The sequence below is a fragment of the Streptomyces sp. NPDC001407 genome (assembly GCF_042895325.1).
In the GTDB taxonomy this organism is placed as follows: Bacteria; Actinomycetota; Actinomycetes; order Streptomycetales; family Streptomycetaceae; genus Streptomyces.
Window position 1 is genome coordinate 51,601 of record NZ_JBIAWF010000018.1, and the last position, 24,675, is coordinate 76,275.

At 73.6% G+C, this 24,675-nt stretch carries 18 protein-coding genes; 12 read left to right on the plus strand and 6 right to left on the minus strand.

Features of this window, described 5'->3' with window-relative positions:
* Nucleotides 1-4 precede the first annotated feature (4 nt).
* The 4 genes from ACFY1P_RS23755 to ACFY1P_RS23770 are packed head-to-tail and all read right to left on the minus strand — an operon-like array spanning nucleotide 5 to nucleotide 7,585.
* Nucleotides 5-1,579 (minus strand): nitroreductase family protein, encoded by a 1,575-nt coding sequence (locus tag ACFY1P_RS23755; RefSeq protein WP_390751806.1) that lies wholly within the window; start codon nucleotides 1,577-1,579, stop codon nucleotides 5-7.
* A gap of 25 nt (nucleotides 1,580-1,604) precedes the next feature.
* Entirely contained in the window at nucleotides 1,605-3,554 is a 1,950-nt protein-coding gene (locus ACFY1P_RS23760; protein WP_390751807.1) for a TOMM precursor leader peptide-binding protein, read from the minus strand.
* Nucleotides 3,544-5,778, minus strand: coding sequence for a TOMM precursor leader peptide-binding protein (locus tag ACFY1P_RS23765; RefSeq protein WP_390751808.1), 2,235 nt, complete (start codon nucleotides 5,776-5,778; stop codon nucleotides 3,544-3,546). The genes ACFY1P_RS23760 and ACFY1P_RS23765 overlap by 11 nt, the downstream gene beginning before the upstream one ends.
* Before the next feature lie 43 nt (nucleotides 5,779-5,821).
* Nucleotides 5,822-7,585: a BTAD domain-containing putative transcriptional regulator gene (locus ACFY1P_RS23770; RefSeq protein ID WP_390751809.1), complete on the minus strand. Its 1,764-nt coding sequence runs from the start codon at nucleotides 7,583-7,585 to the stop codon at nucleotides 5,822-5,824.
* A gap of 338 nt (nucleotides 7,586-7,923) precedes the next feature.
* On the opposite strand from ACFY1P_RS23770, the gene ACFY1P_RS23775 reads away from it, so the two are divergent.
* Nucleotides 7,924-8,763: a helix-turn-helix transcriptional regulator gene (locus ACFY1P_RS23775; protein WP_390751810.1), complete on the plus strand. Its 840-nt coding sequence runs from the start codon at nucleotides 7,924-7,926 to the stop codon at nucleotides 8,761-8,763.
* 135 nt (nucleotides 8,764-8,898) lie between these two features.
* Nucleotides 8,899-9,618, plus strand: coding sequence for an MBL fold metallo-hydrolase (locus tag ACFY1P_RS23780; RefSeq protein ID WP_361524585.1), 720 nt, complete (start codon nucleotides 8,899-8,901; stop codon nucleotides 9,616-9,618).
* 18 nt (nucleotides 9,619-9,636) lie between these two features.
* Here ACFY1P_RS23780 and ACFY1P_RS23785 read toward each other — a convergent pair whose 3' ends face one another.
* The gene (locus ACFY1P_RS23785) at nucleotides 9,637-10,896 is read right to left on the minus strand and encodes a wax ester/triacylglycerol synthase domain-containing protein (RefSeq protein WP_390751811.1); all 1,260 of its coding nucleotides are present in this window, start codon (nucleotides 10,894-10,896) and stop codon (nucleotides 9,637-9,639) included.
* Nucleotides 10,897-11,056: 160 nt separating this feature from the next.
* Here ACFY1P_RS23785 and ACFY1P_RS23790 point away from each other — a divergent pair, with 160 nt between their 5' ends.
* The 3 genes from ACFY1P_RS23790 to ACFY1P_RS23800 are packed head-to-tail and all read left to right on the plus strand — an operon-like array spanning nucleotide 11,057 to nucleotide 14,723.
* Nucleotides 11,057-11,563: a (2Fe-2S)-binding protein gene (locus ACFY1P_RS23790; RefSeq protein WP_390751812.1), complete on the plus strand. Its 507-nt coding sequence runs from the start codon at nucleotides 11,057-11,059 to the stop codon at nucleotides 11,561-11,563.
* Between the two features lie 2 nt (nucleotides 11,564-11,565).
* Nucleotides 11,566-12,558, plus strand: a complete 993-nt coding sequence (locus ACFY1P_RS23795; protein WP_390751813.1) for an FAD binding domain-containing protein — start codon at nucleotides 11,566-11,568, stop codon at nucleotides 12,556-12,558.
* Nucleotides 12,555-14,723: a xanthine dehydrogenase family protein molybdopterin-binding subunit gene (locus tag ACFY1P_RS23800; RefSeq protein ID WP_390751814.1), complete on the plus strand. Its 2,169-nt coding sequence runs from the start codon at nucleotides 12,555-12,557 to the stop codon at nucleotides 14,721-14,723. Before ACFY1P_RS23795 ends, ACFY1P_RS23800 begins: the two co-directional genes overlap by 4 nt.
* A gap of 18 nt (nucleotides 14,724-14,741) precedes the next feature.
* Here ACFY1P_RS23800 and ACFY1P_RS23805 read toward each other — a convergent pair whose 3' ends face one another.
* Nucleotides 14,742-15,107 carry a cupin domain-containing protein gene (locus ACFY1P_RS23805; RefSeq protein ID WP_390751815.1) on the minus strand — a complete coding sequence of 122 codons (366 nt, stop codon included), beginning with the start codon at nucleotides 15,105-15,107 and terminating at the stop codon, nucleotides 14,742-14,744.
* Between the two features lie 88 nt (nucleotides 15,108-15,195).
* Here ACFY1P_RS23805 and ACFY1P_RS23810 point away from each other — a divergent pair, with 88 nt between their 5' ends.
* The 7 genes from ACFY1P_RS23810 (at nucleotide 15,196) to ACFY1P_RS23840 (ending at nucleotide 24,613) form a co-directional block, all read left to right on the plus strand.
* The gene (locus ACFY1P_RS23810; protein WP_390751816.1) at nucleotides 15,196-16,185 is read left to right on the plus strand and encodes a helix-turn-helix domain-containing protein; all 990 of its coding nucleotides are present in this window, start codon (nucleotides 15,196-15,198) and stop codon (nucleotides 16,183-16,185) included.
* A gap of 149 nt (nucleotides 16,186-16,334) precedes the next feature.
* Nucleotides 16,335-16,703, plus strand: a complete 369-nt coding sequence (locus tag ACFY1P_RS23815) for a DUF6233 domain-containing protein (protein ID WP_361524605.1) — start codon at nucleotides 16,335-16,337, stop codon at nucleotides 16,701-16,703.
* 573 nt (nucleotides 16,704-17,276) lie between these two features.
* Complete coding sequence (locus tag ACFY1P_RS23820; RefSeq protein ID WP_361524607.1) at nucleotides 17,277-18,545, plus strand: phenylacetate--CoA ligase family protein; 1,269 nt, start codon at nucleotides 17,277-17,279, stop codon at nucleotides 18,543-18,545.
* Nucleotides 18,542-19,822, plus strand: coding sequence for an MFS transporter (locus ACFY1P_RS23825; protein WP_390751817.1), 1,281 nt, complete (start codon nucleotides 18,542-18,544; stop codon nucleotides 19,820-19,822). The genes ACFY1P_RS23820 and ACFY1P_RS23825 overlap by 4 nt, the downstream gene beginning before the upstream one ends.
* Entirely contained in the window at nucleotides 19,819-20,961 is a 1,143-nt protein-coding gene (locus tag ACFY1P_RS23830; RefSeq protein WP_390751818.1) for a GNAT family N-acetyltransferase, read from the plus strand. Before ACFY1P_RS23825 ends, ACFY1P_RS23830 begins: the two co-directional genes overlap by 4 nt.
* Nucleotides 20,958-22,115, plus strand: coding sequence for an acyl-protein synthase (locus ACFY1P_RS23835; RefSeq protein ID WP_390751819.1), 1,158 nt, complete (start codon nucleotides 20,958-20,960; stop codon nucleotides 22,113-22,115). Before ACFY1P_RS23830 ends, ACFY1P_RS23835 begins: the two co-directional genes overlap by 4 nt.
* The gene (locus tag ACFY1P_RS23840; protein ID WP_390751820.1) at nucleotides 22,112-24,613 is read left to right on the plus strand and encodes an acyl-CoA reductase; all 2,502 of its coding nucleotides are present in this window, start codon (nucleotides 22,112-22,114) and stop codon (nucleotides 24,611-24,613) included. Before ACFY1P_RS23835 ends, ACFY1P_RS23840 begins: the two co-directional genes overlap by 4 nt.
* Nucleotides 24,614-24,675: the final 62 nt, after the last annotated feature.

Below are 24,675 nucleotides of genomic sequence, written 5' to 3' on the forward strand. Positions count from 1 at the left end.
CCGCTCAGGCGAGTTCGTAGCGGAAGTCGGCGGAGCCGGGCCGCTCATGGCCGATGAGCATGATCAGCAGTGGTGACTCGCCGCTTGCGGTGAGGTCCAGCTCCTCGACGAACGACACGGCGTCGAAACCGAGCGCGACACCGCTGCCCACGCCCAGCGCGGCCGCCGCGGTGTAGAAGGTCTGCGCCACGGCTCCGACCGTCGCGTTCACCAGCCGGTAGCCGCGGTCGCCGACCGCGTCGAGCACCGCGGCCATCCGCACCGCGGGCACCACGACGGCCGCGGCCTGCTCCAGGTTGTAGTTGGACAGGAAGTAGTTCCGCTGGAGGAAGCCGCCCGGCGGCCCCGGCCGGACCAGGCGCAGCTCGTGGGTGTCCGGCAGATAGGAGTACGTGCCGGGGGCGACGCCCTCGACGTGGTTGACGAAGACGTACAGCTTCGCCAGCGGCGGCCCGTCCGCACCCGTGGCGTCACTGTCCAGGGACGCCGAGGCGGAGGCCGCCAGGGCCGCGGCCAACTGCGCGGCCGCCAGCGGGCGCCGGGCGTCGAACCGTCCGAAGCTGCTGCGCCGTCGCCGCAGTGCCTCGCGCACGCCCATGTCCAGCGGTTCCGGCTCCGGCAGCGCGACGCGCTCGCCGTGCGCGGGCTCCGGCAAGGCGGCCGCCGGGGCGATCGCGCCGGGTGCGGGGCGTTCGGTGGCGCGTTCGGCCGTCGCCGCCTGGATCCGCCGTACGGCCTCGAAGGCGATCACCTCGCGGGAGCGTTCGCTCTCGGTGCGCCGGACCCGGGGCGCCGCTCCGGTGGGGCGGGCCAGGGGCGCGTCCTTCTCCCAGGAGAGCGGCACCACCGCGAAGATGCCCTCCTCCAGGAGGTCGACGCCGAGCAGCCGGGCCAGCCGCTGCTCGTCGAACCACAGGAGGGGCTCCACGCGCAGTCCCCGGGCGCGTGCCCAGATCCGCCACGTCTGCAGGGCGGCGCCCACGTCCATGCTGACCGCGTGCATGCAGAAGCTGTTGTATTTGAAGGCGTTCTGCCAGAACTTCACGCCCACGACGAGGAATTGGCCGGCTGTCACGTCGGGGCCGACGGCCTCGCGCACCTCCGCCGAGACGTCGCCCGTCAGCAGCCGCCGCATCGCGTGGTGCGTGGTCGAGTAGTGGTGGACGCCCGGCGCGAGCGGCCCGCCGGGGCCGTTCACCCAGTAGACCGTCACGGGATAGAGACCGCCGCCCGAGGCGGTGCCCCGGGACCAGTTGGCGTCGGTGTAGCAGGGCAGGGACGGCAGGTCGGTGTTTGCCTGGACGCCGAGGCGGCGCCCGGTCCGGCCGTAGGAGTCGAGGAGCATCCCGCCGAGCAGCGGCAGGGTGAAGCGCTCCGTGCCGGGCCCGGCGAAGACCCCTTCCCGCACGGTGCCGGAGGGATCCGTGCCGTTCCCGTCCGGCAGCGGGAAGGTCTCGGCGCCGGGGTAGAACTTCCCCTTGCGCGGGCGGTCCGACCAGTCGGGCACGAAGCCGACGGGCTCCATCGGGATCCTGCCGCGGTGCATGATCGCTTCCGCGTAGTCATGGGCGTGACCCACAAGTTCTCCTTGGGTGTTCGGCGGCTCAGGGGAAGGGGTGCGGGGCCGGGTTGAGGTCACCGGGCTCCAGGTCGCGGTCGCGCAGACCGGCCGCGCGCAGCGCCGTCCGCATGCGCGGCATCCACGGCGCCCGCTGCCGCTGGTGGCCGAAGTCGATCGGCAGCAGGCCGGGCACGAGGACGCTCACGGTGTGCAGGCCCAGGTCACGCTGCTCGGGCAGGGTCTGGTCGACGACGACCACGTCGAAGCCCTCGCCGGTCACCGCGGCCACGCACCGCTCGACGTCGTCCCGCAGATCGGCCGACACCGCGGTGCCGGGTCCGGCGAGCTCCGCCAACGCGCGCTTCGGGCCGCCGTTGTCCAGGAGGAACGCGGCGTGACGGGCCATCTCCGGCAGGCCGTAGACCAGCGGATGGTCGTGCAGGGCCAGCACCTTGCCGAAGTCGGCGGCCATGGCCCGCAGCCGGGCGCCGTCCCGCTCGGCCCGGCCCCGGATGTGCACCGCGTCCGTGGCGATCTCGCACAGCCCGCCCGCGAGTGCCGCCTCCGGGTCGAGACCCGCGCCCGCGCCGAAGCACAGCGTGCCCGTCCCGCCGTCCTTCCGGACCGCGACGGCCGTCACCACCGGCACCGGGAACGTGATCCGCGTGTCGAAGAACCGCGCCTCGTAGCCGTACATCGCGAGCCGGTCCACCATCTGCCGCGTCCGCGCATTGGTGCTGCTCCGCGGGTCGATCTCGGGCAGTGCCACCCGGCCGTACCACGCGAGCAGGAAGGCGTCGCGCTCGATCACCTCCATCAGCCCGTGGTAGACCGCCTCCTCCAGCGAGCCGCCGGAGGCGCAGCCGTTGGAGCTCTCCTGGACGAAGCGGTTCTCCAGGCCGGGCGTGCTGTAGTAGGTGAGGATCTCGGGTACGAGCAGCGGCCGCCGGTCCCGCAGCGAGTACCCCCACACCCACGGGATCTCCCGGTCGGGGGTGAAGGGCACCGCGCGCGGGTTCGCCCGGTGGAACTCCTCGGTGTACAGCCCGCATTCACGGGGGTCCAGGGCATCGCCGCCCAGCGCCTCCAGTGACGCGCGCACCTGCGTGCGGCGGCCGCGGGCCCGCATGCCCGCCGCGCGTTCGAGGCCCTCCAGCACGCCGACGCGCTCACTGTCGGCGTAGGCGTCGGCATGGCCGCCCCAGAACGTCTCGCGCAGATACTCGCCCGAGCGCAGCTCGAAGCAGCCGACCGTGGCGGACGTGGACGTCGACGCGACGTCGTGCACCACCCCGGGGCCCAGCGCCCCGCACACCGGATTGGCGAAGGCCGCCACCGGCAGGTCGTACTCCTCGGCCGCCCGCACCCGGAACGAGCCGGGCCGGTGCTTGGGCGCGGGCCGCAGGGTGAGCGTCGCGGCCCGCGCGCTGTCGGGCACGCACCGCCCGCAGTCCGGGCACTCGGCGTCCGGCACGAGCAGATGCCGCCGGACGCGCAGGGTCTCCAGATCGACGAGGTGGACGGCGCCGAACGGGCCCTCCTCGGCCGGCTCTTCGCCCTGCCGGGCCGCCACCAGCGCGGCGACCGCGTCGGTGAGGAACGGGACGGCGTACGGCGGCCGGCCCGCGGCCCGGGTGCCGGAACCCAGCTCCAGGGCGTCACGCAGCGCGCGGCCGCGCACCGACTGCCAGCGCCGGGCCAGGCACCGCGGACAGGGGCCGCCCGGCAGCCCGGCGGCCCGGGGGAGGGGGCCCACGAGCGCGTGGTGGCCGTAGAGCTGCACGCGCGGCCCGAACTCCCGCTCGGCGGAGGGACCTTGGGCCAGCTCGTCGCGGGTGCCGAGCGCGGTGACCTCGACGGTCCCGGCGCGCGCGGGGGAGCCGTGTCGTGGCGCAGCCACGCCATGGCGGGGAGGTGTGGTCGCCGTGCGCGCGGGGGAGCCCTCCAGCAGTGCGGCGAACTCCCGGCAGGCGCGCTCCCACTCAGCAGGCATGGGCGTCCTCACGCGTGAGCAGCACCCGGACCGTGCTGATGCCGCCCGCCAGCAGGTCCGCCGAACCGGTGGGCACCACGAGCGCGTCGCGGCCCGCCGCACGCAGCCGGGCGAGCACCGCCGCGTACGACGTCGCCTCCGGCCGGGCGGCGCTGTCCCCCTCGACGGCCAGCGCCTCCGGGGCGAGGTCGCCCAGCAGCGGATCGCCCAGGTCCAGGGGGAAGTCACCGTGTTCCGCGAGCTCGCGCCCGAGCTGCTCCTGACCCAGCAGGTCGCGCAGCGCCGCCACCGCGGCCCGCCGCGGGTCCGTCCCGCCCGCCACGGCCCAGGCCCAGGCGCCGGTCCGGGGGAGGACCGCGCGGGCGAGGAGCACATGCGCCGAGGAGCGCTCCGTCTCGCCGAGGTCGAGGAGTTCGTACCCGACACCGAGGTTGCGGGCCGAGCTCACCAGGAACGTGAGCTCCGGATCGCCGTCCGCCACGTCGCCCGCGATCCGCGTCACCCCGCCCGCCCCGCGCACGGCCCGCTCCAGGGCGTCGTGGCACAGGGCGGAGAGCAGGCCGCGCGCCGTGGCGTCGGAGACCGTCCGGCCCGCTCCGGTGCCCGCCGACGTCGGGGTGTGGAGCCGGTCGCTGTTGTACGGGCCGAAGGTGCGCACCGCGCCCGCCGGGACGAGCGCCGGCCCGCCGCCGGTCAGCGAACCGGCCCGGACCCAGGCCGGCACGTCACCGGCGCCGGCCGGCAGACCGCTGGCCACGGTCAGCGCGGCGGGGGCGAACACCCGGGCGCCCGCGGCGCGGGCCGCGTCCACGGCGCCACCGGTGAGGACTCCGCTCAGCGGGACGACATGCTCGGCGTAGACGCCCGCGGCGGTGTCGAGCGCCGTCAGACGGGCGCCCGCGACGGTGTGCAGGTCGAACGCCGCGATCTGCCGGTCCGTGCCGTGCCCCAGGGGCAGGGTCACCGTCCCCACCTTCAACGGCGTCTGCGTCCACGGCTCGTCCGTGAACCGGTGGAAGACGCCCGCGTGCCGCCCGACCAGCACCTGGCGGCTGTTGAGCTCGGCGAGCAGCGCGTCGGTGTCGATGTCCGCGGAGGTGGTGCCGCCCGCCGGGGCGGGCTCGTCCACCGGCAGCTCGGCCGGCTCCGGAGCGGCGGCCTCCGCGGTCCGGCAGAACGGGCAGCGGGGGTGCGCCAGCAGCGGCTCGGCGACCACGTCGAAGGACTCGACGTCCTGGACGATGATCTGGCCGCGCGTCTCGGCGGGCAGCGCGCCCGTGGTGAGCCGGAAGATCTCGTACCCCAGGAGGTTCCCGATCATCGCCGAGAGGCTGCGGCCGGGCCGCGCCGCGTCGGGCTCCCCGCCCGGGGGCAGACAGATGCCGCTCCACAGGTCGGCCGCCGCCGCGGCGTCGCCGTGGGCACCGAGCCGCAGCACCGCGCAGGCCCAGCAGCCCGTGGTGTCCCGCGTCATCAGCGGGCCGATCACCGCGCGAGCGCCGAACATGGCCGCGGGCACCAGCGTCCTGCCCTCCGGCACACCGGCCTCCAGCAGCCGGAAGAGCTGCCGCGATCCCGCCGTGCCGCCGGTGACCACGACGATGTCGTACGCCGTCAGGTCGTCCCAGCCCATGGGGTGGTCCGTCGTCAGCGGCTCCAGCGCCACCGGGCACCCCGCGGCGGTGAGCCCCGCGGCCTCGTCCGCCGCCGCGGCGAAGGCGTCGGCGCCCGCCGGGTGGCCGACGGCGGCGATGCCGTTGCGGACCAGGCTCAGGGCGCACCAGCCGGCGACCGCGTCGTCACCGAGGACGGCCACCCGCGCCGAGCGGAAGGCGGCGAAGCGACGGGCCGCGTCGTCGGCGTAGTGGTCGACGTAGTCGATCTGCGGGGCGAAGCGCTCGCTTATCCCGGCCGGCAGGGCGGCCGGGGCCGACTCGTCCGGTACGGGCGTGTCGCGGGCGAACTCCCGCTCGTACAGCGTCCGCACCAACTGCCCGACCATGGCCCGCTGCTTCTCGCCGAGCCCCTCGCACAGGTCGGCCACCTGGTGCCGGCCGTTCAGATGGGGGACGAGCAGGGTGGCGAAGCGGTAGGCGGACGCGGCGTTGAGGTGGAATCCCCCGTGCGCGTTGTGGAACAGCACACCGTCCGGGGTCTCGGTGAAGAGCACGTCACGGCGGATCCGGGGCCGTGTCCCGGCTATCTCTTCGTAGGCTTCCAGCATGTCTTTCACCTCGTGAAGGAGCTTGTGAAGGAGACGGATGAATTCAATGGCGCGCGGTCAGCGCGGGTGGGTCGTCCTGGTGCCCGAGGACGCGCCGGGCGAAATGCCGGAGCAGCTCGTGCATGCGGTAGTGACCGGCCGGTTCCTCCTCCAGCAGGCTCACGTCCACGAGCCGTTCCAGGATTTCCCCGGCCGGTACGGGCGGAATGCCGAGGAGGCCCGCCGCACCCGCCGCCGAAATCCGCGGCAGCGCCGACGCCCCGACGCGGAGAAAGGCGTCGGCCAGGCGGGGGTCCAGCCGTTCGAGCGCCTCGCCCAGCGCCTTCGGCACCGACATCCGCGGATCGTCGGGGAGGGCGAGCCGCGACAGCGGATCCTCGCGCAGGCGGGCCACGTAATCGGCGACCGTCAGACGCGGGCGGGTGAGGAGGCGCGCGCCCACGATCCGCAGCGCGAGCGGGAAACGGCCGCATTCCGCCGTCAGTTCGCGGACCGCTTCCGGTTCCGCCCCCGCCCTGGCGTCGCCCAGGACGGCCGTCAGCAGCGCGCACGCCTCGTCCTCGGTGAGCGTGTCCAGCCGGTGGACCCAGCCGCCGTGCGCCGCGACGAGCCCGGCCAGCCCGAGCCTGCCGGTCAGGATCGCGGCGCTGCCCGCGCCCGTGGGCAGCAGTGGCCGCACCTGCTCGGCGTCGGTCACGTCGTCGAGGATCAGCAATGCCCGCCAGCCCTCCCGGGGCCGGGGTGAGTCCGCTGTCATGCGGTCCAGTTCGGCGGCGACCTCTCCGGCCGGGCGCGGCCGCCCGTCCGCACGCGTCATCCGCACCGCGAACCGGCCGTCGGGGAAGTGCTGTTCGGCCAGCCGGGCCGTGTGCAGGGCGAGCGCGGTCTTGCCGATGCCCGGGGCGCCCGTGAGGACGACGATCGCCGGCCCCGAGCGGTCGGCGGTGAGCCGGTCCACGATCGCGGCGCTTTCGGAGGCCCGGCCGGTGAAGCACGAGACGGTGGCGACCGGCGAGTCCGGTACGGCAGCCGGCGGGGCGTCCTGCCGGCCGGTCGCCTCGGCCGGACCGAGGGGGTCGCCGCGCAGGATGCTCATCTCCAGCCGCCGCAGCCCGGCTCCGGGGTCCACCCCCAGCTCGTCCCGCAGATAGCGTTTGACCTCGCGGTACTCCGCCAGCGCGTCGGCCTGCCGGCCGGTGCGGTAGAGCGCCTCGATCAGCTGTTCCCGCAGCCGCTCGTGGCCCGGGTGCGCCCGCGCGGCCGTCCACAGCTCCACGAGCGCCTGCCCGCAGCGGCCCAGCGCGAGTTCGATGTCGCAGGCCCGCTCGACGACGGCCAGCCGCTCCTCGACCAGCCCCGGCAGCTCACCCCGGCGCAGGAAGTCCGAGGGCACGTTCGGCAGCAGCGGCCCCTGCCACAGCGCCAGCGCCTCCTTGAGCACACACAGCTCGGCCTCCGGATCCCGCTCGGCGCGCGCCCTGGCCCGCAGTTCCCGGAACCGGACCAGATCGAGGGAACCGGGCTCCACGACGATCCGGTAACCCCCCGGCACGGACTCGATCACCGCCCCGGATATCCCGAATTTCGTGAACGTCCTGCGCAGCCGCAGCACGCACGCGTGCAGGGCCGCCTTCGCCGAGGACGGTTCCTCGTCTCCCCAGATCGCGCGCCGCAGAAAGTCCGTCGACACCACAGCGTCCGGCCGCAGCAGCAACGCTGCGAGCAGAATCGTCGGCTTCGAGGGAGGCAGGACCGCGACTTCGGGACCGTCGCAGATCCGCAAAGGACCGAGAACCTTGAAGCGCATATTCTGACACCCCCAAAGAATCCTTATGGCTCACGAACCCTCATGGCCCGGGATATGGCACCCGGATATGGCCCGGCTCCGGACGCACGGCATCGGACGTCACGGGGTGTGAGTCACCGCGACGCCTTCTTCGCTCTCAGAGTCTGCAACAGGTAATCCATCACTCGCAGTGTCGTGAGTTTCAGTGGCGGTGCCGCCGAAGGCATCCGGAAGCCCTTTCCGTAGCCCGTGAACTCGCCCCGGATTCAACGGCCGTCGGGGCCCGGACTGGTCAGCGCCGTCATGATCCGGTAGAAACAGACATGGCAATGATCGATTAAAGACGGGGCCGTGAACTGATGGCGAAACAGGACCAAGGTCCCGAGTTTCCGGCGACGGTGGCGTGCCCTCACGGCGAATCCGTCAGCCGGCTGCTGCGGGCCTGGCGGGAGCGTGTGGACCGGCGGCGCATACCCGAGCTGCGCATCTGGGGGCACCGGGCCGGATCGCGCATGTCACAGGCGGACGTGGCCCGGCTGACCGGAGTGAGCGAGGGCTGGTACCGCGCGCTGGAGACCGGCGCGCCCCGCGAGTTCTCCGACGCCTTCCTGCTGCGCGTCGCCGAGGCGCTGCGGCTGAGCGAGACCGAGAAGCTCACCCTCTTCCTCGGTGTATCGGGCCGCCGCCCGCCCGTCCACGGCACCCACCACGGCCAGGCCACCGTCGACCCCGCGACCGTCGCCCTCCTCGAACACCAGGCACCGCACCCGGCCTACCTCTCCGACGCCGCCTGGAACATCGTCGCCGCCAACACCCCCATGACCCAGTGGTTCCCCTTCACCCGCGACCCGCAGGCCAACCTCATGCGCTGGGCCCTCACCTCGGCCGAGGCCCGCACCCAGGTGCTGGACTGGGAGGACACCTGCGCCCGCATCTACCTCCCCATGCTCCGCGTGGCCAGCCACCGGGACCCGCGCGACGCCCGCATCCGGTCGCTGATCGAGGACATCCTCGCCACCAACGGCACCTGCCGCCGCATCTGGGCCGAACAGCACGCCGTGGTCGAACACCCCGGAGGCCACCGCCTCCGCCTCCGGCTGCCCTGCCACGACGGCGCCGAGATCCAGGTGACCAGCCACGTCCTCGTCCCCGCCGAACACCCGGACCTGCGCTTCGTGGTCGTGACCACCGTCGCCTGACCGGGCCGCCCGCCTGGGCCGTCAGGTGGAACCGCGCCACCGGCCCCGGAGCGGCCCGCCGTGAAGTGCCTTCCCCGTCCGCCCGATGAGGGTAAAGAGGGGGAAAAGCAGCCGGAGCGCAGAGGACATCGCCTGATGGAGACCACGGTCACGGAGATCGCCCCCGACATCTACCGGCTCTCCACTTACATCAAGCAAGCCGATCTTCTCTTCAACCAGTTCCTCGTCGACGCCGAGGAACCCCTGCTGTTCCACTGCGGACTGCGCGCGCTGTTCCCCCTCGTCAGCGAAGCCGTCGCCAGGGTCACACCGGTGGCGGGCCTGCGCTGGATCACCTTCGGCCACGTCGAGGCGGACGAGTGCGGCTCCATGAACTCCTGGCTGGCCGCGGCGCCCCACGCCCAGGTCGCCCACGGCGCCATGGGCTGCGCCGTGTCCGTCAACGACCTGGCCGACCGGCCGCCGCGCCCCCTCGACCACGGCGAGGTCCTCGACCTCGGCGGCAAGCGCGTACGCCGCCTGGAGACCCCGCACGTCCCGCACGGCTGGGACGCCGGGCTGATGTACGAGGAGACGACCGGCACGCTCCTGTGCGGAGACCTCTTCACCAGGATCGGCGATGCCCCCGCCCTGACGGAGTCGGAGATCGTCGGGCCCGCCCTCGCGGCGGAGGACGTCTTCGGCGCCTCCTGCCTCACGGCCAACACCGCACCGACGATGCGCGAACTGGCCGCCCTGGAGCCGACCACCCTCGGCCTCATGCACGGCCCGTCCTACGCGGGCAACTGCGGCCAGGCCCTGCGCGACCTGGCCGCGGCGTACGAGGAGCGCTTCACGCGGTCCGCGGAGCGCTGACCCCCGCGGGCTCCGGGGTCACCCCTCCACGGCCCGCCGCCACCGCAGATGGAGCGTGTTCAGGCCGGGCAGCGCGCGGTCCGTCATGAAGCACGCCGTCGAGACCCCCCGATAGGTCAGCATCAGCGAGCCGAACGGGCTCGCCTCCGGGAGGCAGCCCACGGGCAGCACGCGCGTCACCGGGTCCCCGCCGAGCTGGAGTTCGTGCCGGGCCAGCAGCCCCGACACCCCCACCGTGGCACGGTCCGGGCGGCCCACGGTCCGCAGCAGCCGGGGCAGGAGCCACGCGGGGACGTACGAGAGGGACGCGGCGCGGCGCAGCGCCTCGCGGTGGCCCGGCGACCGCAGCGGGGCCGTGGCCCGGATCGCGCCGTCCAGCCGCTCCGCCAACGGGACGTCCCCGCCCGGCAGCGCGAGCCGGACCATCGCCACCTTGTTGCCGGGAGCGGCGGCCTCCCCGGGGCGGCGGAGGTTCGCCGGCATGATCAGCGGCAGTTCCGCGGAGCGGCGCGCGGGAGGCCAGTGACCGGCCGCCCAGTTCTGCACCGCGTGCGCCAGCGTGGCGAGATAGGCGTCGTTGACGGTGCCGCCCCGCGTGTGGCCCACCTCCCGTAACCGCTCGGCGGGCACCTGCGCCCAGCGGAAGGTCCGCCGGGCGGACAGCGGGTGCCGGGCGGAGGCCCAGATGCGGGACCGGCCGGCCGTGCGCGCCGTCGTGGCCAGGGCGCGCAAGCGGTCCCGGGGCGTCACCGGCGGGGCGGGGGAGAGACCGCGCACCACCGCTGACGACTCGCCCTCCGGGATGCCCCGCGCGGTGAACAGCGTCTCCAGGGTGTGCAGCATCCCCGCCCCGTCCTGCATGGTGTGATGGACGAGATAGAGCACCGCGTACCGCCCCGGCTCGTAGCCACGCAGCAGATGGACGCGCCAGTGCGGCGCGCCCTCGGGCAACGGGACGCGGATGAGCCGCTGGACCGCCCGCTCCAGGTGCTCGGGTCCGGGTGGCAGCGCGTGCTCCACGACGTGGACGGCGGGATCGACGCACCGCGCCCGCGTCCACCCGCTGTCCGCGTCGGCGAGGAAATGCGTCAGGGCGGGCAGGGCGGGCAGCCGCTCGGCGACGTGGTCACGCAGCCGTCCGACGGGCGGGGCGGTGCCGGTGAGATGGAGCAGGGCCCCGATGCGGAGCTGGGCGTCGGGGTGGTGCACGGGGAAGCTCTGCATCGCTCGGTCGATGAGGGCGGGCGGGTGCGTGTGGGCGTGCGTGCCGTCGGACATGGCCGGACTTCTTCCCCGTCCGGGCCCTTGCCGAACCGGGGATTCCACTCCGGCCGCCCCGCCCGGATCCGCCCCGCATGTACCTAGCCGCGACGCGCCGGCCATGAAAGTCTGATGCGCCCGAGACGACCCAACAAGCCCAGCCCACCCGGGAGATGACATGGACTCCACGGAGGACGCACGCCCCGCCACCCCTCCGCTCCGATTACGCGTCAACGGACAGTGGCACGAGCTGCCCGCCGACCCCCGTACGACCCTCCTCGACCTCCTGCGCGACCACCTGGACCTCACCGGCACCAAACCCGGCTGCAACCACGGCACATGCGGAGCCTGCACCGTCCACCTCGACGGGCGGCGCGTGCTGTCCTGCCTGATCCTGGCCGTCACCGTCGCCGGACGCGACGTCGTCACCATCGAAGGGCTGGCCGGCACGGGCGACGACGGCGAGCGCGCACTGCACCCCGTGCAGCGCGCCTTCATCGACCACGACGCCCTCCAGTGCGGCTACTGCACCCCCGGCCAGATCATGTCGGCCGACGCCTGCGTACGCGAAGGCCACGCGCGCTCCGCCGACGAGATACGCGAGTACATGAGCGGAAACCTGTGCCGCTGCGCCGCCTACCCCAATATCGTCGCCGCCGTCGCCGCGGCCGCCGAGGAGATGTAGCCGTGCGCCCCTTCGACTACCGCCGTGCCGGATCCCTCGACGAGGCGGTGCGGGCCGCCCGCGAACCGGGCACCGCCGTCCTCGCCGGTGGCACCACCCTCGTCGACCTGATGCGCCTCGACGTCATGCGTCCCCGCCACCTCGTCGACATCGGCGGCCTCACCGAGCTCCGCACCGTCGACACCCGCGGCCCCGTACTCCGCTTCGGCGCCCTCGCCAGGATGGCGGACGTGGCGGAGGACCCGGACCTGGCCCGCCACCACCCCCTGCTCACGGAGAGCCTGCGGCAGGCCGCGTCGCAGCAGTTGCGCAACGTCGCGACCGTCGGCGGGAACATCCTCCAGCGCACGCGCTGCGCCTATTTCCGCGACGGCGTCTCACCCTGCAACAAGCGCACACCGGGCTCGGGTTGCTCCGCCCTCACCGGCGTCAACCGCGAACACGCCGTGCTGGGCGCCTCGGACGCCTGCGTCGCCGTCTACCCCGGCGACTGGGGCACCGCACTCGCCGCGCTCGACACCGAGATCGAGCTGATCTCCCCCGACGGCCCTCGCACCCTGCCCTTCGAGCACCTGCACCGGCCCTACGGCGACCGCCCCGACCAGGAGACCGTGCTGCGCCCCGGCGAGATCGTCACCGCGATCACCGTGCGCGCCACCCCGGCGGGCCGCCGCTCCGCCTTCCTCAAGGTGCGGGACCGGGCGAGCTACGCCTTCGCGGTCGCCTCGGCCGCGGTCGCCCTGGAGCTCGACGGGGACACCGTGACCGGCGTACGGATCGCGGTCGGCGGCGTCGCCACCCGGCCCTGGCGCAGCCGGGAGGCGGAGGCCGAGCTGACCGGCCGCCCGCTGACCGCGGAAACCGCCCGCCGTGCCGGGCGGGCCGCCTTCGCCGGTGCGCGCGGCCTCGGCGGCAACACCGTCAAACTGCGCCTCGGCCCGCGCGTCGTGGCCGAAGCACTCATGATCGCGAGTCGGAAGGAGCAGCACCGGTGACGGACGTCGTGGGAGCTCCCGTGGTGCGCGCGGACGCGCTCGCCAAGGTCACCGGCAGCGCGCGGTACGCGGCCGACGTCCCCGGGCCGGACACGGCCCACGCCGCGCTGGTCACCAGCACCGTCGCCCGTGGCCGCCTCACCGCCCTCGACACGGCCGCCGCCGAGGCCGTGCCCGGCGTACGGCTGGTGCTCACCCACCGCAACCCCGAGGCCGAGCTGCCGCCAGGCCAATTCGTGGGCACGGGCGGGCTGTTCCAGTCGAGTGTCAATCCGCTGGCCTCCGACGAGATCCACTACACGGGCCAGATCATCGCCCTCGTGGTCGCCGACTCGCTCCAGGCGGCGGAGGAGGCCGCGCACCTCGTCGCGGTGGAGTACGAGACCTGGCCCGCCCACGCCACACTGGCGGAGGAGGCGGACGGCGCCCTGCTGTGCGAGGGCGCGTCGATCGAGGCCGGGGACGCCGGGGGAGCGCTGGCCGGCGCGCCGGTCGTCGTCGAGGCGGAGTACACCACGCCCGCGATGCACCACAACCCCATCGAGCTGTACGCCACCACCGCGGCCTGGCGGGACGGCGTGCTGACGGTGCACATGCCCACCCAGGCGGTCCAGGGCACCCGGGCCTCGCTGGCCGGGATGTTCGGCCTGCCGACCGGGAGCGTGCGGGTCCTCGGCGCGTACGTCGGCGGGGGCTTCGGGGGCAAGGCGACGGTGCTCTGGCACACGGTCCTCGTCGCGGCCGCGGCCCGGGCCCTGGGGCGGCCGGTGAAGCTCGTCGTGCCGCGGGAGCAGATGTTCACGGTCGGTTCGTTCCGCCCGCAGACCCGCCACCGGGTGCGGCTCGGCGCCGCGCCGGACGGGCGGCTGCTCGGCTACGAACACCACACCTGGGGGCAGAACTCCCGGGCCGACGTCCTGCCCCTGCCCGGCGCGGAGGTCACCACCCGGCTCTACGCCTGCCCCAGCATCAGCACTCGCGAGTACGTCGTGCCCACCGACGTCAACGCGCCCGGCTTCATGCGGGCGCCCGCGGAGTTCCCCGCCGCCTTCGCGCTGGAGAGCGCGATGGACGAACTCGCCGAAGCGCTGGGTGCCGACCCCCTCGAACTGCGGATGCGCAACGAGCCCGACCGCGACCCCGTCACCGGGCTGCCCTTCAGCAGCCGCTCCATGACGGCGTGCCGCAGGCGCGGCGCCGAGCTGTTCGGCTGGTCCCGGCGGGACCCCCGGCCCGGCTCGATGCGCGACCGCGACGGCCTGCTGATCGGCTGGGGCTGCGCGTCCTCCCTCTATCCGGTCTACCGCGCCCCCTCCCGCGCCCGCGTACGGCTCACCGCCGACGGCCGGGCCGAGGTCGAGGTCGCCACCCACGACCTCGGCACCGGCGCGTACACCGTGCTGGGCCAGATCGCCGCCCAGGAACTGGGCCTGCCCGCCGACGCGGTGACCGTCCGGCTGGGCGACAGCGACCTGCCCGCCGGGCCCCTGTCCGGGGGCTCGACGACCACCGCGTCGGCCGGCTCCGCCGTGCGCGCGGCGGCGCGGGCCGCCCGCGACCGGCTGCCGGCCGGGGGCGCGCTCGCGGACCTCCCCGGCGGGGTGCTGGAGGCCGACGCCTCGTGGGTACCGCCGGAGCTCGGCGCCGAGGGCGCGCGCCTCGGTCTGGCCGGCGGACTGGTACAGGCCCCCGCGATCAGTGCCACGCACGTGATGTTCAGTCACGGAGCCCAGTTCGTGGAGGTCCTCGTCGACCCGGCGACCCGCCGCGTACGGCTCGGGCGGATGGTCGGCGTCTTCGCCTGCGGCCGGATCATCAATCCCCGCACGGCCAGGAACCAGCTGGCGGGCGGCATGATCTGGGGAGCGGGCCACGCGCTGATGGAGGAGACCCAGGTGGACCGGGCCCTCGCCCGCTTCACCAACACCGACCTCGGCGGCTATCACATCGCCTGCAACGCCGACATCGGCGAGGTGACCGTCGAGACCGTCGACGAGACGGACCACGTGGTCAACCCCCTGGGCGCCAAGGGCCTCGGCGAGCTCGGCATCGTCGGCACGACGGCCGCGGTGGCCAACGCGGTACGGCACGCGACGGGAGTACGGGTGCGCGACCTCCCCGTACTCCTGGACGACGTCCTGCCGGCACCGGACGAACCGTCGTGACGCGCGCGGGCCGGCTGATCACGCGCGGCGGGCCGGCCCCTCCGGGGCGGTCGCCGAGCCCGTGTTCACCACGCCGGCCGGCTCCAGCAGCAGGATGGCCGTCTCCTCCTCGGCCTTGGGGCAGTGCTCGGTGCCCCGCGGCACCACGAAGAGCTCGCCCGGCTCCAGGACGACGTCCCCGTCCCTGAGCTGGATCGTGAGCCGGCCGCTCACGACCAGGAACAGCTCGTCCGTGTCGTCGTGGGTGTGCCAGACGAACTCGCCTTGCACCTTGGCGAGTTTGGCCTCGTAGTTATTGAGATCCGCTATCTTCCGCTGGGCCCAGTGGCCTTGGACGGCCGCGAGCTCCGCGGCGGGGTTCACGGCTCGGGTGGTCGTGGTCATGGTGGCTCCTCCTGGCACGCGGCCGGTGCTCCGGCCGCTGCCCCGAGTGTGCCGGGGCCGGCCACGGGCGGTCTTGTACGTTCCTTGCATGATCGGAGACCGCTCCCGCACGAAGGTCAGCGCCTGGCGGCCGGCCGTGCCCGGCATCGCCGAGGTGTTCCACGCCCGGTTCGTCGACCACGCCTATCCGGCCCACACCCACGACACCTGGGCGCTGATGATCGTCGACGCGGGTTCGGTCGAGTTCGCGCTCGACCGCCACCGCCACGGAGCCACCGGGACGGACGCCGTCGCCCTGCTGCCGCCCGGGGTGCCGCACGACGGGCGGACGGTCACGGCCGCCGGATTCCGCAAGCGTGTGCTCTATCTCGACACGACGGTCCTCCCCGAGCGGTTCACCGGCCGGGCCGCCGGGGTGCCCCTGCTCCTCGACGGCCTGCTGTGGCGGCGCGTTCACGGCCTGCACACGGCCCTCGCCCACGCCGGGGACGCCCTTGAGGCGGAGTCCCGGCTCGCCTTCATCCGCGAGCGGCTCCACGGACACCTCGACCGGCTCGCCGTCCCGCGCCCCACCGCGTCCGGCCGCGAAGCGGGGCGGCTGGCCGCGGAGTTGCGCGACCTGCTCGACTCTCGGATACGCGGGGGCCTCTCGCTCCAGGAGGCGTCGGGTGCCCTGCGGGCCCATCCCACCCACCTCGTCCGCTGCTTCAAGCAGACGTACGGACTGCCGCCGCACGCCTATCTGACGGGCAGGCGGATCGAGCGGGCGCGCTCGCTCGTGCTGTCCGGGCAGCGCCCGGCGGAGGTCGCCACCGCCGTCGGCTTCTACGACCAGTCCCACCTGAACCGCCACTTCACCCGGCACGTCGGGACGACGCCGTCCCGCTTCACGGCCGTCGGCGGCCCCGGCCGGCGGGACCTCCGCCCCCCTCCGACCGGCCCGCTGAGGAGTCCGGCGGCCCGGAAGGGTGAATCGGAAGCGGGCGCCGGGTCCCCGTTCGGGGGAACCGCCGCGCTTCCGGGAACCGGCCCTGAGCCCTCGGTGGGCGTGAACTCCCGTGCGTCCGCCGGGAAGTGACGTATTTCGGCCACCGTCCGGAAGTCGCTCACGTGGCCTTACGGCGACCGCTCGCCCCGGGGGACCGTTCCGCGCCGCAGGCCACCCGCATATGCCGCCTTCCGGCATCCCACCCGATCGGCGCTCCGCCACTGCTAGCGTCGCGCGGCATGGAGCAGCTCTTCAGCCACGACGAACTCGCCCTTATCACGGCGGCCGCAGACGAAGCGGGCATGCCCCCGCGGGAGTGGGTCCGCTGCGCGGTCCTCCAGCACCTGACCGAGGATCCGTACGAGGAGGTGCACGCCGCCGCCTCCCGTGCGCCCTACCGGCCGGACCTGGAGCACGCGGTCTGGCCGGTGACCTCCCACACCGGCTCCGGCCGGACCATGCACGAAGTGCACCACGCGGGCTGCTGGGTGCCCAAGGGCGGCGAGGAGACCCTCACCACCGCCGAGGCGCGGGCCGAGCTCCTCGCGAGCAAGGCCCGGCCGTGCGACGCCTGCCTGCCGGAACGGTTCCTTACGCCCGTGTCGTAGTCGCCGGGCGTGCCCGGACGCCGCCGGAGACGGATTTCCGTCAGAGGTCCGTCAAGACCGGCTGAATCGCCGTTCTGCCTCAGAGGCAATTCCGCACGCCCCGGCAGGGATTCACCGTGGGCGGGCAACGCCGCCCGGTGAATTGTTCATTGATATTCGATGCGGGCCGGCGCAACGCTATGCAAAGGCCGGTCGCCCCTCCAGTGACGGTTCACACAGCGCCGTGTGCGACGACAACTCGTGAGTCGGCGGCGAGATGAGGGGCGGACCGCCGCAATCCTCGGCATACCGGGCGTTTGTTCTGAGCGGGCAAATCGTGCCATCCTTCTGCGATTGCGGTCGTAGCGGGCACCGCCCGTTTCCGGCCAATCCCGACGTCCGGGGCGTCGCCGATTTTGCGGTACGTTCTGCCGTGTTCCATTATTGTGATCGTGCGTCAGTTGTGATGCGCAAGCGACGCGAGTGTGTGGGGGACATATCTCGTTCAGCTTTCAATTGGTGGCGGCGGTGCACTGCTTCCCGCCCCACTGAGGAACACTCCTCTTTTCTTTCTCGTCACTAGGCAAAGGCCGCATGCCCGTCCATCAGCTTCCGGACCTCATACGTCACGCCCGTGAACACTCCCCGTTCTACGCGAATCTCTACGCGTCCCTGCCGCCCGATGTGGATTGCCTCGCGGCCCTGCCCGTCGTGGACCAGGGGGAATTCTGGGCTGCCAACACACTCCACGACAATCGCGTGCTCACCGCACCGCTCACCGAGGCGTCCGTCTACAAGACGGGCGGCACCACCGGCGCGCCCAAGTTCTCCTGCTACACCCGGGAGGAATGGCGGGAGTTCGTCACCGCGTTCGGCGCGGGGCTCGTCGACGCCGGGCTGAAGCCCGGCCACCGCGTGGCGGACCTGTTCTACGCCGGTGAGCTGTACGCCAGTTTCCTCTTCATCCTCGACTCCCTCTCCCACGCGCCCGTGGAGAACGTGCGCCTGCCCATCGGCGGCGCCGCGCCGCTGGAGTCGACGGTCCCCACCCTCCGCGACTTCGCCGCGCAGGTCGTCGCGGGCACTCCCACCACGCTCTGCCGCCTCGCCGAGCACCTGGTCGCCCAGGGCGAGCAACTGCCCGACGTGGAGCTGCTGTTCTTCGGCGGCGAGGCGCTCTTCGACGACCAGCGGCGCCTGCTCGCCGCCGCCTTCCCCAACGCCGAGGCGCGCTCGCTCGGTTACGCCAGCGTCGACGCCGGCCTGCTCGGCTGCCCCGTACCCGGTCCCGACGCGCGCGTCCACCGCGCCTTCACCCCGCACTCCGTCGTCGAGATCCTCGACGAGACGACCGGGGAGCCGATCACCGAGCCGGGCCGCCCCGGACGCGTCGTCGTGACCAGCCTCTTCCGCACCCTCATGCCGATCATCCGCTACCCCGCCGGTGACCGCGCGGAGTGGACGGACACCGAGGGCCACTTCCGCATCCTCGGCCGCGCCGAGGAAGGCGTACGCGTCGGACCGGTGTCGCTGTACTCGCAGGACGCGCAGGACGCCGTCACCGAGGCGGACACCGAGGGCCGCATCGTCGGCATGCAGCTCGTGGTGCGCCGCTGGGACGGCCGCGACGGGCTCGTCCTGCGCCTGGCCACCGCCCCCGGCGACGAGGACCCGGCCGGGCTGGACGTCCTCGCCAAGGAGGTCGTCGAGGCGCTGTGCACGGCACGCCCGCTCTACCCCGACAGCATGCGCGCCGGTTTCGTCCACCCGATGGAGGTGGAGTGGGTCCGCAACCGCGACCTCGTGGTCAACTCCCGCTCCGGCAAGCTCATCCGCGTCATCGACGAGAGGCCGACCGCATGACCGCCCCGACAGTGGAGCGGCCCCGCAGACTCCCGCTCGTCCTGCGCAACCGCGCCTTCGGCGCCGTCTGGCTCGGCCAGGTGCTGACCCAGGCCGCCGTCCGGATGTTCCAGGTCGGCGTCTCCTGGTGGCTCGTCGCCTACGCCGTCAGCGGCGGCAACGGCCTCGCGTCCGGGCTGTTCATGGCGGTCAGCACCCTGCCGGCCGTGGCCCTGGCCCCCGTCGTCGCCCGCGCCATCGCGCGCGTCGCCCACCGCACCCTGCTGCGAACCGCCGCCGGTGCCGCGGGCGTTGTCGCGACGGCGCTGGCCGGCTGGGCGTACGCGAGCGACCTGCCGCTCGCGGCCGCGTACGCCGCGACCCTCGCCCTGGCCACCTGCCAGGCGTTCTTCGACCCGTGCCTGACCACCTCCGTGCCCGAACTCGTCGACGACGAGGACATCGAGGCGGCCACCGGCTTCGAGCTGTCCACCCAGTCGCTGGCGAGCCTCGGCGGGGCGCTGCTCGGCGCCCTGATCGTCGACCGCGCCGGAGTGGCCGGACTCGCCGTCGGCTGCGCGGCCGCCTATGTGACGGCCGCCGTGCTCATCGCGACCGTGCGCTTCCGCACCGCGGCCGCCGACGCCGGGGAGGGCGCGGGCGGCGAGGAGCGGCGGACGCTGCGTCAGGTCCTGTCCGGCCTGCCCTTCGTCCGCAAGATCCTCATCAGCTTCACCGCCGCCAACCTCTTCACCACCGCCGTCTTCGTGGTCATCCCGCTCTACACCAAGGGCGTGCTCCACGGCGGCGGCGGCACCGTCGCCCTGCTGGAGGCATCGCTCGGCACGGGCACGCTGATCGGCTCGTTCACCGGCGCCCGGGTGCCGGGCCGGCCCACCGTCGTCGGCTCGCTGTGCCTGGCCGCGATGGCCCTCGCCCTCGGCCTCCCCGGCATCGTCGGCGAACGGCCCGTCATCGCGGGCTGCCTGGCCGTGGCCGGCTGGTGCGTCGGCGTGATCGGCGTCCGCTTCGTGGCGCTCTTCCAGCGCCTCGTCCCCGCGAGCGACAAGCCCGCCTTCTTCGCTGTGATGCAGGCCGTGCTCGGCGCGACCTTCCCCGTCGCCTCCCTGCTCTTCGGCGCGCTCGGCGACCAGCTGTCCCCGCAGACGCTCTGTCTGATCCAGGCGGCCGGACTGGTGCCCGCCGCCTGCGCGCTGGCCCTGCTGCGCGAGAGCGCCCCGGTGGCGGAGAGCGCGCCCGCGGCGGCCGAGCCGGAAGCCGTGGGAGCGGCCCGGTGAGCGTCACCATCGAGCAGGCCACGCCCGCCGACATAGCCGAGCTCCGCCAGCTCTACTACGCCGTCTACGGGCCGCACTACCCCACGGCCCTGGGCACCGACCCGGCCGTGATGTCCCGGCTCATCGAGGACCCGTACACCCTCTGGCTGGTGGCCCGCACCACCATGGGAGGGATCGCCGGGTCGGCCGCCATCCACAGCGAGCCCGGCAGCCGCCTCGGCCGCCTCGAAGGGCTCGCCGTCCACCCCGACCAGCGCGGCTCGGGCCTCGCCGGGGCGCTCACCGAGGAACTGTGCGCCCGGATTCTCGGCACCGGCCGCCTCGACTCGGTCTACGCCACGGTCCGCACCGTCAGCGCCGGCCCCCAGCGCGTCGTCTCGCGCAACGGCTTCCGGCCGATGGGCATCCTGCCCAACGCGGTCGACCTGAACTGCCGGGAGAGCCTCGCGCTCTACGCGCGTCACTCTCCTGGCGTGCTGGACCGGCGGATCCCCGTCGACGAGGTGCCGGCACCCCTGCTGCCGCTCCTGCGCAACGTCGAGCACAGCCTCGGCATCAGCTACGCGGACACCCGGGCCACCGAACCCGTCCCCGCGCCGGTCACGACGTCGGACGTGCGGCTGGAGATGATCGAGGCCCCGGCCTTCGTGCGCCGCCGATTCCACGACCAGTTCCCCGACGCCGCCCAGTGGTTCTACCCCCTGCACACCCCGAACGTGCTGCTGGTGCCCGACGACGGCGACTTCGAGGTGTACGCCTACCTCAACCGCACCGGCAAATACTGCGCCCTGGTCGCGGGCCACCCGGACCCGGCGGCCGCCGCCGGACACCTCGAACCGATCACCCGGGCCCTCACCCGCGCGGGCGCGGGCTACGTCGAGGCCCTGGTGCCGCTCGCCCACCACGGCGCGCTGTCGGCCTTCCTGGCCCAGGGCTTCATCCCGAGCGCCCTCTATCCCGCGATGCGCCCCGAGGACGACGGCTTCCACGACTACGTCGTGCTGACCCGGACCACCGAACACATCGACTTCCGCGGCGTCGTGGTCGACGAACCCCTCCAGCCCTACCTGGACTCCTACGTCTCGGCCTGGGCGTCGACCTACCTGCCCGCCGTGACCGTAACCGAGGTTGCCTCATGAGCCCCGTGAACCCCCATCTCGCCCCGATCGACGTTCCCGACCCGCGGCTGCTGCCCCGGGTCCAGGAACTGTGCGACCTGACCGACCCCTATGCGACCGGCCCCGCCGAGGACGCGCTGTTCACCGCCGCCATGGCCGAGATCAACGCCTGGCACACCGACCGGTCGCCGTTCTTCCGGAAGCTGTACGAGGCCACCGCGCCCACCGAGCCGTACCGCGCGCCCCTGGTGCACGCCAACTTCTTCAAGCGCCACGAGATCCTGTCCATCCCCCGGGACGACGTGGACCTGCACCTCACCTCCTCCGGCACCACCGGCCAGAAGTCCCAGATGTTCTTCGACCGGTGGACGATCCGCTCCGCCCAGCGCATGGTCGCCCGCATCTTCGACCGCAACGGCTGGATCACCCCCGAGCAGGACGTCAACTACCTCCTCTACAGCTACGAACCCGCCCGCGACCTCAAGCTGGGCACCTCCTTCACCGACAACTACCTCTGCGACTTCGCGCCCGCACGCCAGGTCGAGTACGCCCTGCGCAACACCGGCAACGGCCACGAGTTCGACCCCTTCGGCTGCGTCGCCGCCCTGCGCCGCTTCGCGGAGGAGGACGCGCCCGTACGGATCCTCGGCTTCCCCGCGTTCCTCTGGTTCACCCTGGAGCGGATGCGCGCCATGGGCCTGCCGCCCCTGACCCTCCCCGAGGGCTCCCTCGTGGTCCTCGGCGGCGGCTGGAAGGGCCACGCGGACCAGCGGATCGGCAAGGACGAGCTCTACAGCCGCGTCACCGAGCAACTGGGCATCCCCTCCGAGCGGATCCGGGACACCTTCGGCTCCGTCGAGCACTGCATCCCCTACATCGAGTGCGACCACCACAACCTGCACGCGCCCGTGTGGTCCCGGATCTCCGCCCGGTCCACCCGCACGCTCGACGCGCTGCCCTACGGCGAGCCGGGCTATCTGCACCTCGTCTCGCCGTACATCACCTCCGTGCCGGCCCAGAGCGTCCTCATGGGCGACCTCGCCTCCGTCCGGCCCGGCGGCGAGTGCGGCTGCGAGCTCGCCACCGACTGGTTCACCGTCCACGGCCGGGCCGGGGTGAGCCGCAACCGCAGCTGTGCCGTCGCCGCCGCCGAACTGATGAAGGGAATGTCATGACCGACACCATGAACCACCACTACTGGCAGGGCGCCTTCATCGGTGACGACGAGGCCGAGCGCCGCCTGGCCGGCCTGCCCGCCGCCGTCGAGGCCGCGCTCGCCGCGCCGCTCGACACCGAGACGGTCCTCGCCGCCTGCGACCGGCTGGCCACGGCCCTGGCCGACCCCGCCCACCCCGTCTCCGTACGCCTCGCCGCGCACCTCCCCGACGGCGAGGACGCCGGCCTCCTCGCCGAACTCGCCGCCTTCCTCGGCCGCGACGCCCTCACCCGCAAGCTGCGCCGCGAACTCGGCTCCACCGCACCCCAGCGGCTCGGCCGCCCCGACGCGAAGGAGACCGTCTACGAAGCCTGGGCACCCGTCGGCCTCGTCGCCCACATCGCGCCCGGCAACGCCGCCAGCGTCGCCCCGCTCAGCCTCGTCGAGGGCCTCCTCGCCGGCAACGTCAACATCCTCAAGACCAGCAGCGGCGACACCCTCCTCGCCCAGCACCTGCTCGCCGAACTCGCCGCCCTCGACCCGACCGGCGCCCTCGCCGACCGCGTCATCGTGCTGCGCTTCTCCTCCTCCCGGCAGGACTGGCTGCGCCTGATGTGCGCGCCCGCCGACGCCGTCGCCGTCTGGGGCGGCGAGGCCGCGGTCGAGGGCGTGGCCGCCCATGTGCCGCCCGGCTGCCGCCTGGTGGAGTGGGGACACAAGATCTCCTTCGCTTACCTCACCCGCGACGCGTGGCAGGATCCGGCCACCCTCGCCGCGCTCGCCGCCGACGTCTGCCTCTTCGAACAGCAGGCGTGTTCCAGCCCCCAGGTCGTCTACCTCGACACCGAGGACGCCGACGAGGTCTTCGCCTTCGCCGACCGCTTCGCCCAGGCCCTGGCCGCGATGCCCGCCCCCGCCGGCGAGCCGCTCGACGCGGCCGAGGAGGCCGAGCTCACCACCACGGAGCTGATCGCCCGCCTTGAGGAACACCTCGGCCTGACCCGCGTCCTGACCGCACCCGACGGCACCTGGCGCGTCCTGGCCGACACCCGCCCCGTCCTCACCGCCTCCCCGCTGCACCGCAGCGTGTGGATCAAGCCGCTGCCCCGCAAGCGGATCATCCCCACCCTGCGCCCCATGCGCCGCTATCTCCAGACCGCGGGCATCGCGGGCAGCCGGACGGACATCGCGGAGCTGTCCGGCACGGTCCTGGCCGCGGGCGCCACCCGCGTCACGCCCATCGGCGCCATGACGGCGGGCTACTCCGGCGAACCCCACGACGGCGTCTACGCCCTCCAGCGCTACAGCCGCCGCGTCGCCGTCCAGGCCGACGAGCGCTTCGCCACCACCGCCTGCCTCGACGACCTCGCCCGGCCCGTCGTCCTCCCGCCGCCCTCCGGGCCGCTGCGCGACAAGGCCGACGTCCAGGAGCTCAACCAGCACGTCGACCCGCGCGACGCCGAGCTGTACTTCCGCAGCGGCGGCAGCTCCGGCACCCCCGCGCTGTCCCTCTTCAGCTACGACGACTACGACACCCAGATGCACGCCGCCGCCCGCGGCCTGCTCGCCGCGGGCTACGACCCGGCCCGCGACCGCACGGCCAACCTCTTCTACTGCGGCGGGATGTACGGCAGCTTCATCAGCTTCTTCTCCATCCTGGAGCGGCTGGGCGGCGTCCAACTGCCCATGGCCGCGGGCACCGACCACCGGGCGACCGCCGAGACGATCGTCGCCCACCGCGCGGACACCCTCTTCGGGATGCCCTCCTACCTGTGGCAGCTGCTCCACGAGGAAGCGGACCTGCTGCGCTCCTACGGCGGCATCCGCAAGATCTTCTACGGTGGCGAGCACTTCACCGCCGAACAGCGCCGCACCCTCACCGAGACGTTCGGCATCGAGGTCATCCACTCCATCACCTACGGCAGCACCGACCTGGGCCCGCTGGGCTACCAGTGCACCGAGAGCGGCGGCAGCGTCCACCACCTGCATGCCGACCTCCACACCCTGGAGGTCGTCGACGTCGACGCCGACCGCCCGGTGGAGCCGGGGGAGACCGGCCGGCTGGTCTTCACCACCCACGCCCGGCGCGGCCAGGACCTCGGCCGCTACGTCATAGGCGACCTCGGCCGCATGCTCCCCGGCCGCTGCCCCTGCGGCAGCCACGCCCCGAGGTTCGAGCTCCTCGGGCGGCTCGGTGACGTGATGCGCGTGGCGACGTACTTCCTCAACTACCGCCGCTTCGTGGCCATCGCGGAGGAGCGCCTGCACTACAGCGGTGAGCTCCAGATCGTGCTGGCCAACGGCGGTCCCCGGGAGGCGCTCACCGTCCGCATGGAGCGCGCGGGCGACGTGCCCGCGCAGGCGGCGCGCGACGCCTTCCTCGCCGACTACCCCGAGCTCCGCTCGGCCGTGGACGAGCGGCTGCTCGACCTCACGGTGGAGACGGTGGACGGCGCCGACCTCGACCGCACCCCGATGAGCGGCAAGCTCCGGGCGGTCGTGGACGCCCGGCAGTAGGCAGCACCGGCGAAGGGGGGGCGGGGCGAAAGCCTCGCCCCCCCTTTCGCTGTCCGCGTGCG

Coding starts and splice junctions, on each gene's coding strand:
- ACFY1P_RS23760 (WP_390751807.1), bottom strand. CDS start 3,554: ATGCCTGCTGAGTGGGAGCGCGCCTGCCGGGAGTTCGCCGCACTGCTG.
- ACFY1P_RS23765 (WP_390751808.1), bottom strand. CDS start 5,778: ATGCTGGAAGCCTACGAAGAGATAGCCGGGACACGGCCCCGGATCCGC.
- ACFY1P_RS23770 (WP_390751809.1), bottom strand. CDS start 7,585: ATGCGCTTCAAGGTTCTCGGTCCTTTGCGGATCTGCGACGGTCCCGAA.
- ACFY1P_RS23775 (WP_390751810.1), top strand. CDS start 7,924: ATGGCGAAACAGGACCAAGGTCCCGAGTTTCCGGCGACGGTGGCGTGC.
- ACFY1P_RS23780 (WP_361524585.1), top strand. CDS start 8,899: ATGGAGACCACGGTCACGGAGATCGCCCCCGACATCTACCGGCTCTCC.
- ACFY1P_RS23785 (WP_390751811.1), bottom strand. CDS start 10,896: ATGTCCGACGGCACGCACGCCCACACGCACCCGCCCGCCCTCATCGAC.
- ACFY1P_RS23790 (WP_390751812.1), top strand. CDS start 11,057: ATGGACTCCACGGAGGACGCACGCCCCGCCACCCCTCCGCTCCGATTA.
- ACFY1P_RS23805 (WP_390751815.1), bottom strand. CDS start 15,107: ATGACCACGACCACCCGAGCCGTGAACCCCGCCGCGGAGCTCGCGGCC.
- ACFY1P_RS23810 (WP_390751816.1), top strand. CDS start 15,196: ATGATCGGAGACCGCTCCCGCACGAAGGTCAGCGCCTGGCGGCCGGCC.
- ACFY1P_RS23815 (WP_361524605.1), top strand. CDS start 16,335: ATGGAGCAGCTCTTCAGCCACGACGAACTCGCCCTTATCACGGCGGCC.
- ACFY1P_RS23820 (WP_361524607.1), top strand. CDS start 17,277: ATGCCCGTCCATCAGCTTCCGGACCTCATACGTCACGCCCGTGAACAC.
- ACFY1P_RS23825 (WP_390751817.1), top strand. CDS start 18,542: ATGACCGCCCCGACAGTGGAGCGGCCCCGCAGACTCCCGCTCGTCCTG.
- ACFY1P_RS23835 (WP_390751819.1), top strand. CDS start 20,958: ATGAGCCCCGTGAACCCCCATCTCGCCCCGATCGACGTTCCCGACCCG.
- ACFY1P_RS23840 (WP_390751820.1), top strand. CDS start 22,112: ATGACCGACACCATGAACCACCACTACTGGCAGGGCGCCTTCATCGGT.